Raw genomic sequence first — 17,933 nt, forward strand, 5'->3', positions numbered from 1 at the left:
CAGCGACCTGTCGGGCCTGGGGTGCTCCGGCGCTCGCTGCCTCTGCACAGGCGCCCGCTCGGTCCCGGTAGATCATTAGTGGGCACGTGCTGCAAACCGGAAGCGGTGAGGCGTGCCACCTGTTGATCTAGCCGACATCACGAGTTCAATCTCAGTAGCACACGCCTCCGCTTTTCCTATCACTCCAGGACTTTCATGCTGGGCCCTCTCGGAATCCCTAACCACGCTTCGACGATTCCTAATGAAAAGTCAGCCGGAAGTGTAGCGCTTGGAGTCATTCCACTCCCAAAAAGCCGTCGTGCCTTCAATCTCATTGCGAACAGAGTCGTAAATTGGTTGCATTACCGAGTCATCAGGCACATCAATCGCGACATGACGGTCACCATTCCACTCATTGAGTAGCCCAGCGGAATCCAAAGTCCTGCGCAACATAGGTCGACTGTCAAGCGCGGGGCGCGACTCAGAGAAAAGAATTCGAAGGACTCGACGACCCGACTTTTCGATCACTCGATCCATCGAACCTGATTCCCCTTTCTCGATCACGTCACCTAGCGCCACGCCATAAGCATAGAAGGGGATGCAACAAACCTCATAGGCACCTTCCTCATTAACCTCTCGCAGCCAAAGCTGCTCTAGCATTCCTGGGAGGTCGAACGGAGCCAGATCAACCATGGCCATTTCGTGATTTTCGCCTCGCCATGCTGGATCTTCGTGGCTGACATAAGTAATTCCATCGATCGCGACCTGCAAAATACCCTCCACTGCTAAATAATAAACGGACATGCGGTGGGCCAAAATATGACCCACCGCATTCAAGTTATGGAATTGTCCTAGGATCCGAAACGGTCGCCTGCATATTTGCCGGCCACCACGGGGGCGGCCACGGCCCACTATAGTTCGGCGGTGGATTCATCGGCGCCACCCTGTCACGCTTTGAACTGTTACAGAACCCACAAACAGGAGTGGTGTTCGCATCCGTCAGATCTCCGCCGTTGATCCTTGGTTCCACATGATCGATCGGCACTGCAAGGTTTATTCGACAGTATGAACATAGTGGCCGAGTAAGTGGCGGGTGCCACTGTACACCCGTTCCATATTCGGCGCGCATAGTTGCCGGGATAGTCTGATAGGCACCTGGACCACCGCTGGATCCGGGGGGAATATCATGAACCGAGTATCCAGGCACGGAACAAGCTGCCGGATTCGGCGCATTGATGTTGTGAACCAACACCGGAATGCCACCCGCCACAACATAGTACGTGTGAAAGCGGGCCGCTCCCTACCTGGGTTTTTGCAGGTCGGCGCGGAACTACCCGTCCGTCGAGGTCCATTGGAGTGCGCTGATGTCCGCCCTTGTTGCCGTCAGCGTTGCCGTCAGTGGTTTAGACCTCGCCACGTAGCGGCGGTAGCCGACAACGGCGGACGGCGCGGAGCGATTTTGGCCTGGAGTTTCAATGGGCGAGTCAAGCGTGTGCGACCAGTAGCCGAAGAAGTGGAGCGCTAGATCTCTGACCTGCGGCCGTGTAATCGATCAACGCTGCGACCTGCGACTTAGATGTGGTTGTCAGCGTTGGTCGTCGTTGAGCGCCCTCATACGGCCCCGAGACGGCCCGGGTCCGACAGCTTGTCCCAGGTGACAGGATGGCCAGCATGCCCCTGCCTGCACCGAAGGATCTGACTTCGACGGTCCTGCGAACCGACTTCAGTGATGACGCGGCCTGGTCCGCAGTACAAGCAGCGATCGACGCTGCAGATGGGTCCCCACACGCGACGTACGTCAGTGATCCCCGCTTCACCGACGTGAGCATCCAGGCGCTGATCGACGAGGAGGCCGCCACCGAGGAAGACGACAAACTCACCTACGTGTTCCTCGCGGATGCGACCACCATGACCGACCCTTCGTCCCCGCTCTTGGCCGTCGACCTCTACAACGAACCTGGACGGACGTGCCGGGTGCCGGCCCGGTGGTACCCCGGCATTTCCGCCAATCTGAGTATCGCCAACATAGACTTCGCTGACTTTGCCGACGCAGTTGACGGTTCAGGGACGTTCCGCGGCTGGGGTGACGACTGACCCGCCGTCCCTCATGGTGCACGGTACCGGGCGGTCGGCGCCCGTGAGGACGGCACCTCGTCCCGGAGATCGTCTGTGCCTCAGCCGACGAAAGTCAGCCACGACGGCGGGCACGCCGACCGATCAGGTGCGCGTGTGTCTCGCTGCAGCCCCACCGGCCTCAGCCACGCTGCTGGCTTTGTGGCCACGCTCAAGCCGTCTGCGTGATGGGCGGTGTGGGGGTGAAGGCCCGGTCGTCGCGCAGGAGGGCCCACAACACACTGGTGCGGCGTCGTGCGAGGGCGATGACGGCCTGGACGTGTTTGCAGCCCTCGCCGCGTTTCTTGAGGTAGTAGTCCCGGTTGGGGCCGTCGCGGACGATGCTGGTCGGGTCTGATGCAGGTTTGGGTGACAGGTTCGGTCACGCGGCCTTGAGGGCCGGTGTGGTCATCACGGTTTCGAATTCGATGGGGGTCAGCCGGCCGAGTGCGGCTTGTCTGCGGCGTCGGTGGTAGGTCCGCTCGATCCAGGTCACGATCGCGATCCGGAGTTCCTCGCGGGTGGTCCAGGTCCGGCGGTCGAGGACGTTCTTCTGCAGCAGGCTGAAGAAGGACTCCATGGCCGCGTTGTCGCCGGCCGCCCCGACTCTCCCTATGGAGCCGGCCATCCGGTGGCGGTCGAGTGCCCGGACGAATTTCCGGGCGCGGAACTGCGATCCGCGATCGCTGTGCAGGATGCATCCGTCGACCTGTTCGCGCCGGGCGACGGCGTTCTCCAGGGCGGTCACGGCCAGGCGGGACTTCATCCGTGCATCGATGGAGTAGCCCACGATCCTGTTGCTGAAAACGTCCTTGATCGCACAGACGTACAACTTGCCCTCGCCGGTGGCGTGTTCGGTGATGTCGGCGAGCCACAGCCGGTTCGGCCCGTCCGCGGTGAAGTCGCGGCGGACCAGGTCGTCGTGCACCGGCGGACCGGCCTTCTTGACTCTCCCGCGTTTCTTGCCGAACACGCTCCACCAGCGGTTGTCCCGGCAGATCCGCCACGCGGTGCGGTCCGCCATCCGGGCCCCGGCACCACGGGCTTCATCGGCCAGGAAGCGGTAGCCGAATTCCGGGTCGTCGCGGTGGGCGTCGAAGAGCGCCTTCGCGCGGTATGCCTCCTCCAGCACGGTGTCGGTCACCGGCTCGTCGAGCCGGCGGTAGTAAGGCTGTCTGGCGAGCTTCAGGACCCGGCACGTGACCGTGACGGGCGTCCCGTCCGCGGCCAGCTCTTTCACGAGCGGGTAGATCCTTTTCCCGGCAGATGGGCCTGCGACAGATAGGCCGCGGCCCGGCGCAGGACCTCGTTCTCCTGCTCCAGCAGCTTGATCCGCCGCCGAGCCTCCCGCAGCTCCGCGCTGTCCTGGCTGGTCACTCCAGGCTTGGCCCCGTCATCGATGTCCGCCCGGCGCATCCACTTCCACAACGTCATCGGATGGACCCCGAAGTCGGTGGCCACCTGCTCCACTGTCACGCCCGGGCCGCGGTTCCTCGCGACCCGCACGACGTCCTGGCGGAACTCTTCGGGATAAGGCTTGGGCACAGCGACATCCTTCCCACCCGCCCCACAGGGCAAGCCAGTTCAGATGTCACCCGATCGTGCAGCAGACCCGACGGCAAATCTCCCGTGTGACATCTCTATAGGGGACATGCGAGCACAAACCAGTTCCCTGGCCTCGGCGTCCAACTGCACGTACCCCGACCCCCTATCCGAGCAGCACCCGGGCCCGGTCACCCCGTGGCAGATCCAGGTGGCCCTCCCCGAGGAGCCACCCGACGTGACCGAGTCCGTCGCTGCCGCCCTCCTGCAGCTCCTTCGCACCCTGATCGCCGATTCGAGCCAGCAGCGCCCCGAGACCGGCAACAGCTAACCGAGTAACACGGGCGGCCGCTGGCTCTTCTCCCCCATTCGAGGTACGACAGAACGTCGCATAACACCCGCAGCGCGCCGCACCCAGCGCGCCCGCACTGGGAGTCTCACCGCACGTGATCCGTTTCGCCTTCGCCGGCCGCTGCTCCACCGAGGACCTCCAAGACCCCGAGGCCTCCAGGAACTGGCAGCTCACCCGCGCCCGAGCTCTGGTCGAACCCGCCGGCGGCCAGATCGTCACCGAATACTTCGACGTCGGCCACAGCCGCTCCCTGCCCTGGCAGCGCCGCCCCCGCGCCAACGACCTCCTCCAAGCCCTCCGCAACCCCGACCGCGGATTCGACGCAGTCGTGATCGGCGAGCCACAGCGCACCTTCTACGGCAACCAGTTCGGCAACACCTTCCCCGTCTTCGTCCACTTCCGCATCCCCCTGTGGGTCCCGGAGATCGGCGGCCCGATCGGCCCCGACAACGAGGCCCACGACCTCGTCATGTCCGTCTTCGGCGGCATGAGCAAGGGCGAACGCAACCGCATCAAGATCCGAGTCCGGACCGCCATGAGCTCCCAGGCCCAGCTCCAAGGCCGCTACCTCGGCGGACGACCGCCCTACGGCTACCGCATCGCCGACGCCGGACCCCACCCCAGCCCCTCCAAAGCCGCCGCCGGCCAGCGCATCCACAAGCTCGAACCCGGGCCCGCAGCCGCACCCGTCGTGCAGCGGATCTTCCGCCTGTACATCGACGGCATGAGCGACAAAGCCATCGCCGCCCAGCTCACCCGCGACGGCATCCCCTGCCCCTCCGCCCACGACGCCACCCGCAACCCGCACCGCAAGAAAACCGCGTGGCAGCAGGGCGCCGTGCGCGCCATCCTCATCAACCCCCGCTACACCGGCTACGAGATCTGGAACAAGCAACGCAAGGAAGAACGCCTCCTCGACGTCGACGACGTCACCCTCGGCCACCGCACCAGCATGACCCACAACCCGGTCGAGGAGTGGATCCGCTCCAACGAACCCGCCCACGAAGCGATCATCAGCCCGAACCGGTTCGACACCGTTCAAACCCTCCGCAGACAGCGTGCCCGCAACCAGGGACGCCAGGAACGAGCCGGAAAACAAGGCGGACGCCCCTACGCCCTGCGCGGACGGGTCCGCTGCACCCTGTGCGGACGCAAGATGCAGCCCGCCACCATCCGCAACCACGTCTACTACCGCTGCGAATTCAAGGACCAGGAACAAGCCCTCTACCCCGACCTCACGCACCCGCGCACCGTCAACCTACGCGAAGACGTTGTCTGCCGGGCCCTGGACCAGTGGATCGCCCGGGCCTTCGCCCCCGGCCGGCTCACCGCCACCCTCACCGCCCTCACCGACGCCAGCGCCGCAGCGAGCGCCGCAGAGACCCACACACCGGAACAGGCCCAAGCACGCCAGGCGATCAAGGACTGCGAGCGACGACTCTCCCGCTACCAGGCAGCACTCGAAGCCGGAGCGGACCCAGCCGTCGTCACCCAGTGGATCAACGCAGCACAGCAAGACAAAGAGGCGGCGCAGCAGAAACTCGACGCACTCCCTGCCCTCACCCGGAAGAAGCAATCCCCACTCGACGCCCAGCAGATCCGAGAAATCACTGACAGTCTTGGAGATATTGCACAGCGCATCCACACGGCCGACGCCGACAAGAAAGGCCCGCTCTACGAGGCCCTGGGCATCACCATCAGCTACGAACACGCAAAGAGGACCGCGACCGTAAGGTCGAGGCCCTCATCACCGTATCGTCAGTGGTTGTGTCCGAGGGGGGACTTGAACCCCCACGCCCGATAAAGGGCACTAGCACCTCAAGCTAGCGCGTCTGCCATTCCGCCACCCGGACCAGGTGTCTGTCGCCTGGCCGGGGGTGTTCCCCGCGGCGACATGGACAACAATACCAAGCTTTCGGAGTGCCTTTCACCTGCGTTTCCATCGGCTCCGGCGCAGGTGGGCGCGGGTCACGGCGCGTGGCCGGCCCGTCACCGGGCCGGCCACGGCACGGTCGGGGACCGGCCCGGGGTCGGGGCCGTACCGTGAGGTCGGCACCGGGCGCGCCCGGGTGCTGGGCGCGCCACGGCATGAGGGTCGTGCGCCGTCAGGGCATCAGCTGGTACTCCGGGAAGTTCCCCGGCAGCCGCTCCCCCGCCGGCCCCTGTGTCACCGCCCGCACCAGCAGTTCCCCGCCGACGAAGGCACCCCGCCAGGACGCGCCGAAGCCGCCGAAGAGCTCGTCGCGGTCGCCGCGGGAGCGTGGCTTTCCGTGGCCGACCTTGAACGCGCGGATCTGTGGGGCCAGGCGCGCGAAGGTGGCCTCGTCGTCGGTGGAGAGCGTGGCGACCAGCGCGCCGTTGGAGGCGTTCATGGCGGCCAGCAGCTCGGCCTCGGTGTCGACCAGGACGATCGTGTCGACCGGGCCGAAGGGTTCCGCGTGGTGGAGGGGTGAGGAGGGGGGCGGATTGAGGAGGGTGACCGGGTGGACGTACGACGAGGTGTCCTGGCCGGGCAGGAAGCGGGCGTCGCCCTGGCTGCCGCGGTGCAGCGGGACGGCACCGCGGTCGACGGCCTCGGCCACCTGGTCGGTGAGGTCCTTGGCCTTCGCCGCGTTGATCAACGGGCCGAAGTCCAGCTCGGGGAGCGGGTCGGCGGGGTCGGCGACCGCGAGGGGGTGGCCGATCCGGAGCCGGCGCACCGCCGGGAGGTAGGCGGTGAGGAACTCGTCGAAGATCTCGCGCTGGACGACGAAGCGCGGGTAGGCGGTGCAGCGCTGTTTGCCGTAGTCGAAGAGTTTGGGGACGACGGCGGTGAACGCGGCCCAGTCGGTGAAGTTCCAGACGCCCCAGGAGTTGAGTCCCTCCTGTTCGAGTACGTGCCGCTTGCCGAGGTCGGTGACGGCCGTGGCCACCGCCGCCCCGGTGTCCCGGCCGCCGACGAAGGAGACGCAGCCGATCTCGGGCGCCCGCACCAGCGCCTCCGACAGCTCGCCCCCGCTGCCGCTGAGCAGCGTCACCGGCAGGCCCTCCCGGGCGGCCAGCGCGCAGGCCAGGGTGAGGCAGGCGACCCCGCCGTCGGTCGGGGTCTTCGCCACCACCGCGTTGCCCGCCAGGGCCTGGACCAGTACCGCGTGGACGAGCACGCTCATCGGGTAGTTCCAGCTGGCGATGTTGGACACCGGCCCGTCCAGCGGGGCCCGACCGGCGAGCATCGGCCCGATGCCGTCGACGTACCAGCGCACCCCGTCGATCGCCCGGTCGACGTCCGCCTGGGCCAGCCGCCAGGGCTTGCCGATCTCCCAGACGAGCAGCAGGGCGAGGAGTTCGCGGTGTTCGGTGAGGGCGTCCAGGGTGGCGGCGACCCTGGCCCGGCGTTCCTCCAGCGGGACGTGCCGCCAGGCGCGGTGCTGGTCGAGGCAGGCACGGACGGCCCGGTGCGCGGTGGTGCGGTCGAGGCGCGGGGCGCCGGCAATGGGGCTGCCGTCGACGGGGCTGGTCGCGGGGAGCGGGCGGCCGTCGGGACGCCAGTCGCCGGCCCACAGGTTGAGGACGCGGTCCTCCCGGAAGGCTTCGGGGGCGAGGGCGAGACAGCGCGCCCAGGCGTCGTCCCAGCCGGTGCCGGGCTTGCGGACGAGGACCATGATCAACCCCCGGCTTCCAGGAGCTCCAGCACCAGCCGGGCGGTCTCGGTCGGCGTGCTCCCCACCCGCACCCCGACCGCCTCCAGCGCCTCCTGTTTGGCCCGGGCGGTCCCGGCCGAGCCGGAGACGATGGCGCCGGCGTGGCCCATGGTGCGGCCCTCGGGCGCGGTGAACCCGGCGATGTAGCCGACGACCGGCTTGGTGACGTGCTCCCGGATGTAGGCGGCGGCCCGCTCCTCGGCGTCGCCGCCGATCTCCCCGATGAGGACGACGAGTTCGGTGTCGGGGTCCTGCTGGAAGGCGGCCAGGCAGTCGATGTGGCTGGTCCCGACGACCGGGTCGCCGCCGATGCCGACGCAGGTGGAGAAGCCGATGTCCCGCAGCTCGTACATGAGCTGGTAGGTCAGGGTGCCCGACTTGGAGACGAGGCCGATGCGGCCGGGTTTGGTGATGTCGGCGGGGATGATGCCCGCGTTGGACCGGCCGGGGGTGATCAGGCCCGGGCAGTTGGGTCCGATGATCCGGGTGCCCTGGGCCCGCGCGTAGGAGGTGAAGGCGACAGAGTCGTGGACCGGGATGCCCTCGGTGATCACCACCGCGAGGCCGATGCCGGCGTCGGCGGCCTCCAGTACCGCGGCCTTGGCGAAGGCGGGCGGCACGAAGACGACGGTGACGTCGGCGCCGGTCGCCGCCATACCCTCGGCGACCGTGCCGAAGACCGGGACCGCACTGGGGGCACCTCCCAGGCCCTTAAGGCACTGGGGGACGTCGAAGTCGACGGTCTGCCCGGCCTTGCGCGGGTTGACCCCGCCGACGACGTCGGTCCCGGCGGCGAGCATCCGCCGGGTGTGCTTCATGCCCTCGCCGCCGGTCATGCCCTGGACGAGGACCTTGCTCTCCTTGGTGAGGTAGATCGCCATGACAGAACTCCTCAGGCGGTGGTGGCGAGTTCGGCGGCACGGCGGGCGGCGCCGTCCATGGTGGTGGCCTGTTCGACCAGGGGGTGCGCGCGGCCGTCGAGGATCGCCCGGCCGCGGACCGCGTTGTTGCCGTCGAGGCGGACCACCAGCGGCCTGGTCAGCCGGACGGTCTCCAGGGCCTGCACGATCCCGTCGGCGACCGCGTCGCACGCGGTGATCCCGCCGAAGACGTTGACGAAGACCGACTTCACGGACGGGTCGGAGAGGATCACCGAGAGTCCGTCGGCCATGATCCGGGCGGAGGCCCCGCCGCCGATGTCCAGGAAGTTGGCGGGCCGCGCGCCGCAGCCGGCCACCACGTCCAGGGTGGACATCACCAGGCCGGCGCCGTTGCCGATGATGCCGACCTCGCCGTCGAGCCTGACGTAGTTGAGTCCCTTCGCGGCGGCCGCCGCCTCCAGCGGGTCGCGGTGCTCGCCCTCGTCGGCACCCCAACGGGACTGCCGGAAACGGGCGTTGTCGTCGAGGGTGACCTTGCCGTCGAGGGCCAGGATCCGGCCCTCCGCGGTGCGTACGAGCGGGTTCACCTCGACGAGCACCGCGTCCTCGCGGACCAGCACCTGCCAGAGCCGGACCAGGACGTCGACGGTCTGCGGCGGCAGCCCGGCGGCCGCGGCGATCTCCTGGGCCTTGGCGGAGGTGACGCCGGCCGCGGGGTCGACGGGGATCCGGGCCACCGCCTCCGGCCGGGTCGCGGCCACCTCCTCGATCTCCGTGCCGCCCTCGGCGGAGGCGATCGCGAGGAAGCCGCCGGCCGCCCGGTCGAGGACGTAGGAGACGTAGAACTCGCTGTCAATGTCGACGGTTTGGGCCAGCATCACCTTGCCGACCGGATGCCCCTTGATGTCCATGCCGAGGATCTGACGTGCCGTGAGTTCGGCCGCGGCCGGGTCGGCGGCGAGCTTCACGCCGCCCGCCTTGCCCCGGCCGCCGGTCTTGACCTGCGCCTTCACGACGACCCTGCCGCCGAGCCGGCGGGCGATCTCCCGGGCCTCCTTGGGCGAGTCGGTGACCTCGGCCCTCGGCACCACGATGCCGTGATCTTCGAAGAGTTCCCTTGCCTGGTGTTCGTACAGGTCCATTCCGGCTCCTGTCTGCGAAGTCCGTCGAGAAGTCATCGAGAGGCCGAACTCCGATGACTGGAAAGTGCCGCACACCCCCTGGACACCACCCACCGGATGCGGGATAACAAGGTTCATACAGTATTCGTCGACTGTATGCAATGTACCGCGAGAGCGTTCCCACCCCCTACGAAGGGACAGGACTTCGCCATGCCCGACGACACCCAGGACGTGATTTCCGGTGGTCATCTCGTTGCCAAGGCGCTGAAGGCCGAGGGGGTCGACCGCATCTACACCCTGTGCGGCGGCCACATCATCGACATCTACGACGGCTGCGTCGACGAGGGCATAGAAGTCGTCGACGTCCGCCACGAGCAGGTGGCCGCACACGCCGCCGACGGTTACGCGCGCCTCACCGGCAGGCCGGGCTGCGCGGTCGTCACCGCGGGGCCGGGCACGACCGACGCCGTCACCGGGGTCGCCAACGCCTTCCGCGCGGAGTCCCCGATGCTGCTGATCGGCGGCCAGGGGGCTCTCACCCAGCACAAGATGGGGTCCCTCCAGGACCTGCCGCACGTCGACATGATGACGCCGATCACGAAGTTCGCGGCGACCGTCCCGGACACCGCCCGCGCCGCCGACATGGTCTCCATGGCCTTCCGCGAGTGCTACCACGGCGCGCCGGGACCCTCCTTCCTGGAGATACCCCGCGACGTCCTCGACGCCACGGTCCCGGCCGCGAAGGCCCGCATCCCCAAGGCCGGCGCCTACCGCGCCTCGACCCGCTCGGCCGGCGACCCCGAGGCCATCGAGAAACTCGCCGACCTGCTCGTGCACGCCGAGAAGCCGGCCATCCTGCTCGGCAGCCAGGTCTGGACGACCCGCGGCACCACGGACGCCATCGAACTGGTGCGGACCCTCAACATCCCGGCGTACATGAACGGCGCGGGGCGCGGCACCCTGCCGCCCGGCGACCCACACCACTTCCAGCTCTCCCGGCGGTACGCGTTCTCCAACGCCGACGTCATCGTGATCGTCGGCACGCCCTTCGACTTCCGCATGGGCTACGGCAAGCGCCTGTCCCCCGAGGCCACGGTCGTGCAGATCGACCTCGACTACCGCACGGTCGGCAAGAACCGGGACATCGACCTCGGGATCGTCGGGGACGCGGGCCTGGTCCTGAAGTCCGTGACGGAGGCCGCCTCGGGCCGGGTGAACGGCGGGGCCTCCCGGCGCAAGGAGTGGCTGGACGAGCTGCGCGCCGCCGAACAGACGGCGCTGGAGAAGCGGTTGCCGAGCCTGCGGTCGGACGCCTCCCCCATCCACCCGTACCGCCTGGTCAGCGAGATCAACGACTTCCTCACCGAGGACTCGATCTACATCGGCGACGGCGGCGACATCGTCACCTTCTCCGGGCAGGTGGTGCAGCCCAAGTCGCCCGGCCACTGGATGGACCCGGGGCCGCTCGGCACGCTCGGCGTCGGCGTCCCCTTCGTGCTCGCCGCCAAGCAGGCCCGCCCCGACAAGGAGGTGGTCGCCCTCTTCGGCGACGGCGCCTTCTCACTCACCGGCTGGGACTTCGAGACCCTGGTCCGCTACGACCTGCCCTTCGTCGGGATCGTCGGAAACAACTCCTCGATGAATCAGATCCGTTACGGCCAGGCCGCCAAGTACGGCAAGGAGCGCGAGCGGGTCGGCAACACCCTCGGCGACGTCCACTACGACAAGTTCGCCCAGATGCTGGGCGGTTACGGCGAGGAGGTCCGCGACCCCGCCGACATCGGCCCCGCCCTGCGCAGGGCCCGGGAGTCGGGCAAGCCGTCGCTGATCAACGTCTGGGTCGACCCGGACGCGTACGCCCCCGGAACCATGAACCAGACCATGTACAAGTGAGGTGGAACGCCCATGACCGCCAAAGCACTTGAGGGCATTCGAGTCCTCGACATGACGCACGTCCAGTCGGGCCCCTCCGCCACCCAGCTGCTCGCCTGGCTCGGCGCGGACGTCGTCAAACTGGAGGCGCCGACCGGTGACATCACGCGCAAGCAGCTGCGCGACCTCCCGGACGTCGACTCCCTCTACTTCACGATGCTCAACTGCAACAAGCGGAGCATCACCCTCAACACGAAGACCGAGCGCGGCAAGGAACTCCTGACCGAACTGATCCGGCGCTCCGACGTGATGGTGGAGAACTTCGGTCCCGGCGCGGTCGACCGGATGGGGTTCACCTGGGACCGCATCAAGGAAATCAACCCCCGGATCGTCTACGCCTCCATCAAGGGGTTCGGGGACGGCCCGTACACCGACTTCAAGGCGTACGAGGTGGTCGCCCAGGCGATGGGCGGCTCGATGGCCACCACGGGCTTCGAGGACGGCCCGCCGCTGGCCACGGGCGCGCAGATCGGTGACTCGGGCACCGGAGTGCATACAGTAGCCGGAATACTGGCGGCGCTCTTCCAGCGGGAGCGCACCGGCCGCGGTCAGCGCGTCAACGTCGCGATGCAGCACGCCGTGCTGAACCTGTGCCGGGTGAAGCTCCGCGACCAGCAACGACTCACCCACGGCCGGCTCGCCGAGTACCCCAACGAGGACTTCGGCGACGAGGTGCCGCGCTCCGGCAACGCCTCCGGCGGCGGCCAGCCCGGCTGGGCGGTCAAGTGCGCGCCGGGCGGCCCGAACGACTACGTGTACGTCATCGTGCAGCCCGTCGGGTGGCGGCCGATCACCGGGCTCATCGGCCGGCCGGAGCTCGCGGACGACCCCGAGTGGGCGACCCCGGAGTCCCGGCTGCCCAAGCTCAACAAGATGTTCCAGCTGATCGAGGAGTGGTCCTCGACGCTCCCCAAGTGGGAGGTGCTTGAGCGGCTCAACGCCCACAACATCCCGTGCGGGCCGATCCTGTCCACCAAGGAGATCATCGAGGACGAGTCGCTGGTCGCCAACGAGATGGTGGTCACCGTCCCGCACCCCGAGCGCGGCGAGTTCGTCACCGTCGGCAGCCCGCTCAAGCTCTCCGACTCCCCCGTGGACGTGACCAGTTCACCACTCCTGGGCGAGCACAACGAAGCGGTCTACATCGGCGAACTCGGCCTCGGTGACGAGGAGCTGCGCCTGCTCAAGTCGAACGGAGTGATCTGACGTGATGGCAGAGGACCGGGAGCTGCGGGTCCGCGAGCTCCTCGACTCCGTGCGCGCGGCAGGCCGTACGGCACTCACCGCGCCGGAGGGCAAGGTGGTCGCCGACGCCTACGGGATCGCCGTACCGGGCGAGGAGCTGGCCACCGACGTCGACGAGGCGGTGGCGTACGCGGCCCGCTTCGGCGGACCGGTCGTCATGAAGATCGTGTCGCCGGACATCCTGCACAAGACCGACGCGGGCGGAGTGATCGTGGGCGTCGAGGGCGCGGCGGACGTGCGCGCGGCCTTCCACCGGATCATCGAGAACGCGCGCGGCTACGACGCCGACGCGCGCATCGAGGGCGTCCAGGTCCAGGAGTTGCTGCCGAAGGGCACGGAGGTGATCGTCGGCGCGGTCACCGACCCGACGTTCGGGAAGGTCGTCGCCTTCGGGCTCGGCGGGGTGCTGGTCGAGGTGCTGAAGGACGTGACCTTCCGGCTCGCGCCGGTCACCGCCGACGAGGCGCTGTCGATGCTCGACTCCATCGAGGCGGCCGAGGTGCTGCGCGGGGTGCGCGGGCAGGCCGGGGTGGACCGGTGGGCGGTCGCCGAGCAGATCCGCCGGGTCTCCCAACTGGTCGCGGACTTCCCCGAGATCGCCGAGGTGGACCTCAACCCGGTGATCGCCACCGCGGAGGGCGCGGTCGCCGCGGACATCAGGATCATCCTCGCGGAGAAGCAGCCGCCGGAGCGCAGGAAGTACCCGCGCGACGAGATCCTGGAGAGCATGCGCCGGCTGATGCAGCCCCGCTCGGTCGCCGTGATCGGCGCCTCCAACGAACAGGGCAAGATCGGCAACTCGGTGATGCGCAACCTCGTGGACGGTGGCTTCGCCGGGGAGATCCATCCGGTGAACCCCAGGGCCGATGACATTCTGGGCCGCAAGGCGTACAAGAGTGTCACGGACGTTCCCGGTGAGGTGGATGTGGCCGTCTTCGCCATTCCCGCCAAGTTCGTGGCAGCGGCGCTGGAGGAGGTGGGACGGAAGAAGATCCCCAACGCCGTCCTCATCCCGTCCGGTTTCGCGGAGACCGGAGAGCACGAACTCCAGGAGGAGATCGTCGCGATCGGCGAGCGCCACGGCATCCGCCTGCTCGGCCCGAACATCTACGGCTACTACTCCACCTGGCAGGACCTGTGCGCCACGTTCTGCACGCCGTACGACGTGAAGGGCGGGGTGGCGCTGACGTCCCAGTCGGGCGGGATCGGCATGGCGATCCTGGGGTTCGCGCGCACCACCAAGACGGGTGTGTCGGCGATCGTGGGCCTCGGCAACAAGTCGGACCTGGACGAGGACGACCTGCTGACCTGGTTCGGCGAGGACCCGCACACGGAGTGCATCGCCATGCACCTGGAGGACCTGAAGGACGGCCGCGCCTTCGTGGAGGCCGCGCGGGCGACCGTACCGAAGAAGCCGGTCGTGGTCCTGAAGGCGGGCCGTACGGCGGCCGGTGCCAAGGCCGCCGGTTCGCACACCGGCGCGCTCGCGGGCGACGACGCGGTGTACGACGACATCCTGCGGCAGGCGGGCGTGATCCGGGCGCCGGGCCTCAACGACATGCTGGAGTACGCGCGCGGCCTGCCGGTGCTGCCGGCCCCGCAGGGCGACAACGTCGTGATCATCACCGGCGCGGGCGGCAGCGGGGTGCTCCTCTCCGACGCGATCACCGACAACGGGCTGACGCTGATGGAGATCCCGCCGGACCTGGACGAGGCGTTCCGCCGCTTCATCCCGCCGTTCGGCGCCGCCGGCAACCCGGTGGACATCACGGGCGGCGAGCCGCCGTCGACGTACGAGGCGACGATCCGGCTCGGCCTCGAGGACCCGCGCATCCACGCCCTGGTCCTCGGCTACTGGCACACCATCGTCACCCCACCGATGGTCTTCGCCGAACTGACGGCCCGGGTGGTCGGCGAGTTCAGGGAGCGGGGCATCGAGAAGCCGGTCGTCGCCTCGCTCGCGGGGGACGTCGAGGTCGAGGAGGCCTGCCAGTACCTGTACGAGCGGGGGGTCGTGGCGTACCCGTACACGACCGAGCGGCCGGTGGCCGTGCTCGGCGCCAAGTACCGCTGGGCGCGGGCGGCCGGACTGTTGGGGGGCGGCTCATGACGTAGGTGCGGGAGGGGGCCGGCCGGCGGTGCGCGTCGGCCGGCCCCGGGACCCGAGCGCGCACGAAAGGCATTGGACAGGGGGCGCTGGCCAGAACTTTCGACGCAAGGGGTGCTGAGCGAACATGTCATCCATCGATCTCACGGCGTCCGTCCCCTTCAGGGAGGTGACGGACCGCAACGGCCGCAGATACCGGATCGGCGAGAGTGACGTCGATCTGATGGGCCGGACACGCAAGTGGATGGTCATCCTGCCCTGGGTGGGCATGATGGGCATCAGCTCCGCCGAGTACGCGTTCACGTCGGCGGAGGACACGCTGCACGACGCACATCTGTGGAGCAGCGGGCACATCTTCTGGCTGATGGGCGTCTGGGTGTTCTTCCAGGCGGCCGTGGCCTTCCCGGCCGGGCAGCTGCGGGAGAGCGGACGGCTCCCCGCGCGTACGGCCATGCTGATCGGCGCGGTGGGCACACTGCTGGGCTATGCGGCACTGGCGTTCGCGCCGAACGTGGTCGTCGCCTATCTCGGCTTCGGCATGTGCAGCGGTATCGGTGCCGGTCTCGTCTACGCGACCTGCGTGAACATGGTCGGCAAGTGGTATCCGGAGCGCAAGGGCGGCAAGACGGGCTTCGTGAACGGCGGTTTCGCCTATGGATCCGTGCCCTTCGTCTTCCTCTTCACCTCGGTGCTCGACCTGAGCAACTACAAGGTCGTGCTCACCGCGGTCGGCCTCGGGCTCTGCCTGGTGGTGGCGTCGGCCGGCTGGTTCTTCAAGGACCCGCCGAAGAACTGGTGGCCGCCGCACGTCGATCCGCTGAAGGCGACTCAGGACCCGAGGATACGGCGGGCGTTGGAGAAGAACCCGCCGGCGGTCAAGCAGTACACACCCAAGGAGGCTGCCCGTACGCCCGTCCTGTGGATGATGTGGTTCTGTCTGCTCTGCACGGCCGGGATCAATATCTTCGGCATCGCCTTCCAGGTGCCGTTCGGCAAGGACATGGGTTTCGCGGGCGGGATCGTCGCCACGGCCATGTCGCTGAAGGCGATCGTCAACGGCACCGGCCGCGGCGTCATCGGCTGGATCTCCGACCGCTACGGCCGCCGCAGCACGCTCATCATCGTGTGCATCGTGCTCGGCACCGCGCAGTTCGGCGTGCTGGTCTCCGGCCAGATGCACAGCATGCCGTTCTTCCTGTTCTGCTCCATGGTCTCCGGGTTCGGCGGCGGGGCGATCTTCCCGCTCTTCGCGGCCATGACGGCGGACTACTTCGGTGAGAACAACAACGCCACCAACTACGGAATGGTCTACAGCTCGAAGCTGATCTCCGGCCTGGTGGGCTCCGGTCTGGGCGCGGTCGTCGTCGGTGAGTGGGACTACCACGGCGCGTTCGTGCTCGCGGGCTCCGTCGGCCTGGCCTCCGCAGTGCTGGCCCTCTTCCTCAAGGCACCGGGCAGGCCCAGCGCCCGGCGCATCGTCCCCAACCCGCATCCGCTCGGCGAGGAGATGGCGTGACATGACGGCAGACCCTGTAGCCACGAACAGCACGGACGCCGGGCACCGCCCGTACCGCGAGGTCACGGACGCCCGCGGCCGCGTCTACCGGATCGGCGAGACCGACCGGGACATCCTCGGCCACTCCCGGAACATCATGGTGTACCTCCCGTGGACAGCCATGATGGCCATCAGCGTCTTCGAGTACGCGTACGGCTCCGCGGAGGACACCCTGTCCCACGCGCACGGCTGGACGCAGTCCAACACCTTCTGGATCCTGAGCGTCTGGGTGTTCTTCCAGGCGGGCATCGCCTTCCCGGCGGGCTGGCTGCGCGAGAAGGGCATCCTCACGGCCCGCCGGGCGATGTACACCGGCTCCGGCATGTGCCTGGTCGGCTTCCTGGCCCTCTCCCACATCAGCGAGATCTGGCTGGCGATCATCGGCTTCGGCGTGATCGGCGGCCTGGGTTCCGGGCTGGTCTACGCGACCTGCATCAACATGGTCGGCAAGTGGTTCCCCGAACGCCGCGGTGCCCGAACGGGTTTCGTGAACGGCGGCTTCGCCTACGGCTCCCTCCCCTTCATCTTCATCTTCAACTACGCCTTCGACACGGCGAACTACCACCGGGTCCTGGACCTCATCGGCGCCTACGTGATGATCGTCGTCCTCGTCACCGCCTTCTTCTTCAAGGACCCGCCGAAGAACTGGTGGCCGGCCGACGTCGACCCCCTCACCCACACGGCCGACACCAGGACCGGCGCGGCCCTCGCCAAGAACCCGCCCGCGGTACGCCAGTTCACTCCGAAGGAGGCGATCCGCACCGGCATGCTCCCGCTGATGTGGATCTCCATCGTCATGACGGCCGGCGTCTCGATCTTCGGCATCTCCTTCCAGGTGGACTTCGCCAAGGACGTCGGCTTCGGCCCCCTGGTCGCGGCCTCCTCGATGGGCGTGATGGCGGTCATCAACGGCATCGGCCGCGGCGTGGTCGGCTGGCTCTCCGACCGCCTCGGCCGCAAACCGACCCTCGTCTTCGTGATCGTCGTCCTCGGCCTCGCCCAGTTCGGCGTGATCTGGGCAGGTGACATCAAGAGCGAGTGGCTGTTCCTGTTCTTCGCCTTCCTCTCCGGCTTCGGCGGCGGCGCCTTCTACCCGCTCTTCGCCGCCCTCACCCCGGACTACTTCGGCGAGAACTACAACGCCACCAACTACGGCCTCGTCTACAGCGGCAAACTCATCAGCGGCCTCTTCGGCGGCGGCCTCGGTTCCATGGTCGTCGGCGCCTGGGGCTACAACGGCGCCTACGCCCTGGCCGGCGGCATCTCGATGCTGGCGGCGGGGGTGGCCCTGCTGCTGAGGCAGCCGGGCCGGGGGACGACCACACCGGTGGGAGCGGTGCGGACACAGCCGGCCACCTGACGGTCTCCGCCGGCCCTCGGGCCGAACTCTTCCCGATGGGGCGGCTGAGTCCCGGACCCGGGTCCGG

At 68.2% G+C, this 17,933-nt stretch carries 14 protein-coding genes, 1 tRNA gene and 1 pseudogene; 8 read left to right on the forward strand and 8 right to left on the reverse strand.

Features of this window, described 5'->3' with window-relative positions:
- Positions 1-249: 249 nt before the first annotated feature.
- The gene (locus AB0472_RS36415; RefSeq protein WP_366363084.1) at positions 250-783 is read right to left on the reverse strand and encodes a DUF4265 domain-containing protein; all 534 of its coding nucleotides are present in this window, start codon (positions 781-783) and stop codon (positions 250-252) included.
- Positions 784-817: 34 nt separating this feature from the next.
- Entirely contained in the window at positions 818-1,108 is a 291-nt protein-coding gene (locus AB0472_RS36420; RefSeq protein ID WP_366363085.1) for an HNH endonuclease signature motif containing protein, read from the reverse strand.
- A 533-nt stretch (positions 1,109-1,641) separates the two neighbouring features.
- Between AB0472_RS36420 and AB0472_RS36425 the strand changes: the two genes are divergently transcribed.
- Positions 1,642-2,073 carry a hypothetical protein gene (locus tag AB0472_RS36425; protein ID WP_366363087.1) on the forward strand — a complete coding sequence of 144 codons (432 nt, stop codon included), beginning with the start codon at positions 1,642-1,644 and terminating at the stop codon, positions 2,071-2,073.
- A gap of 190 nt (positions 2,074-2,263) precedes the next feature.
- On the opposite strand, the pseudogene AB0472_RS36430 reads toward AB0472_RS36425, so the two are convergent.
- Positions 2,264-2,440, reverse strand: a pseudogene (locus AB0472_RS36430) (IS110 family transposase); the annotation flags it as partial.
- A 33-nt stretch (positions 2,441-2,473) separates the two neighbouring features.
- Positions 2,474-3,636 (reverse strand): IS3 family transposase gene (locus tag AB0472_RS36435; RefSeq protein ID WP_366363089.1). Its coding sequence is split into 2 segments (ribosomal slippage): positions 2,474-3,349 and positions 3,352-3,636, totalling 1,161 coding nucleotides; the frame shifts between segments, so codons are not numbered across the junction.
- Between the two features lie 106 nt (positions 3,637-3,742).
- Here AB0472_RS36435 and AB0472_RS36440 point away from each other — a divergent pair.
- Entirely contained in the window at positions 3,743-3,964 is a 222-nt protein-coding gene (locus AB0472_RS36440) for a hypothetical protein (protein ID WP_366363090.1), read from the forward strand.
- 115 nt (positions 3,965-4,079) lie between these two features.
- Positions 4,080-5,789: a recombinase family protein gene (locus tag AB0472_RS36445; protein WP_366363092.1), complete on the forward strand. Its 1,710-nt coding sequence runs from the start codon at positions 4,080-4,082 to the stop codon at positions 5,787-5,789.
- Here the strand turns inward: AB0472_RS36445 and AB0472_RS36450 are convergent.
- From AB0472_RS36450 to sucC, 4 genes are all read right to left on the reverse strand, one after another.
- Positions 5,754-5,838 (reverse strand) — tRNA-Leu (locus AB0472_RS36450). The genes AB0472_RS36445 and AB0472_RS36450 overlap by 36 nt on opposite strands.
- Before the next feature lie 252 nt (positions 5,839-6,090).
- The gene (locus tag AB0472_RS36455; protein WP_366363093.1) at positions 6,091-7,626 is read right to left on the reverse strand and encodes an aldehyde dehydrogenase family protein; all 1,536 of its coding nucleotides are present in this window, start codon (positions 7,624-7,626) and stop codon (positions 6,091-6,093) included.
- A gap of 2 nt (positions 7,627-7,628) precedes the next feature.
- Positions 7,629-8,546, reverse strand: coding sequence for a succinate--CoA ligase subunit alpha (gene sucD / locus AB0472_RS36460; protein ID WP_366363094.1), 918 nt, complete (start codon positions 8,544-8,546; stop codon positions 7,629-7,631).
- Positions 8,547-8,557: 11 nt separating this feature from the next.
- Positions 8,558-9,688, reverse strand: coding sequence for an ADP-forming succinate--CoA ligase subunit beta (gene sucC, locus AB0472_RS36465; RefSeq protein ID WP_366363096.1), 1,131 nt, complete (start codon positions 9,686-9,688; stop codon positions 8,558-8,560).
- Positions 9,689-9,877: 189 nt separating this feature from the next.
- Here sucC and AB0472_RS36470 point away from each other — a divergent pair, with 189 nt between their 5' ends.
- The 5 genes from AB0472_RS36470 (at position 9,878) to AB0472_RS36490 (ending at position 17,866) form a co-directional block, all read left to right on the forward strand.
- Positions 9,878-11,560, forward strand: a complete 1,683-nt coding sequence (locus tag AB0472_RS36470; protein ID WP_366363098.1) for a thiamine pyrophosphate-binding protein — start codon at positions 9,878-9,880, stop codon at positions 11,558-11,560.
- 12 nt (positions 11,561-11,572) lie between these two features.
- A complete protein-coding gene (gene frc / locus AB0472_RS36475) occupies positions 11,573-12,805 on the forward strand; it encodes a formyl-CoA transferase (RefSeq protein WP_366363100.1) in 1,233 nt (410 codons plus the stop codon).
- Between the two features lie 4 nt (positions 12,806-12,809).
- On the forward strand, positions 12,810-14,954 hold the full coding sequence (locus AB0472_RS36480; RefSeq protein WP_366363107.1) for an acetate--CoA ligase family protein: 2,145 nt from the start codon (positions 12,810-12,812) through the stop codon (positions 14,952-14,954).
- 124 nt (positions 14,955-15,078) lie between these two features.
- Positions 15,079-16,467: an OFA family MFS transporter gene (locus AB0472_RS36485; protein WP_366363101.1), complete on the forward strand. Its 1,389-nt coding sequence runs from the start codon at positions 15,079-15,081 to the stop codon at positions 16,465-16,467.
- A gap of 1 nt (position 16,468) precedes the next feature.
- On the forward strand, positions 16,469-17,866 hold the full coding sequence (locus tag AB0472_RS36490; RefSeq protein WP_366363103.1) for an OFA family MFS transporter: 1,398 nt from the start codon (positions 16,469-16,471) through the stop codon (positions 17,864-17,866).
- Positions 17,867-17,933: the final 67 nt, after the last annotated feature.

The sequence above is a fragment of the Streptomyces sp. NPDC086777 genome, assembly GCF_040702065.1.
GTDB lineage: Bacteria > Actinomycetota > Actinomycetes > Streptomycetales > Streptomycetaceae > Streptomyces.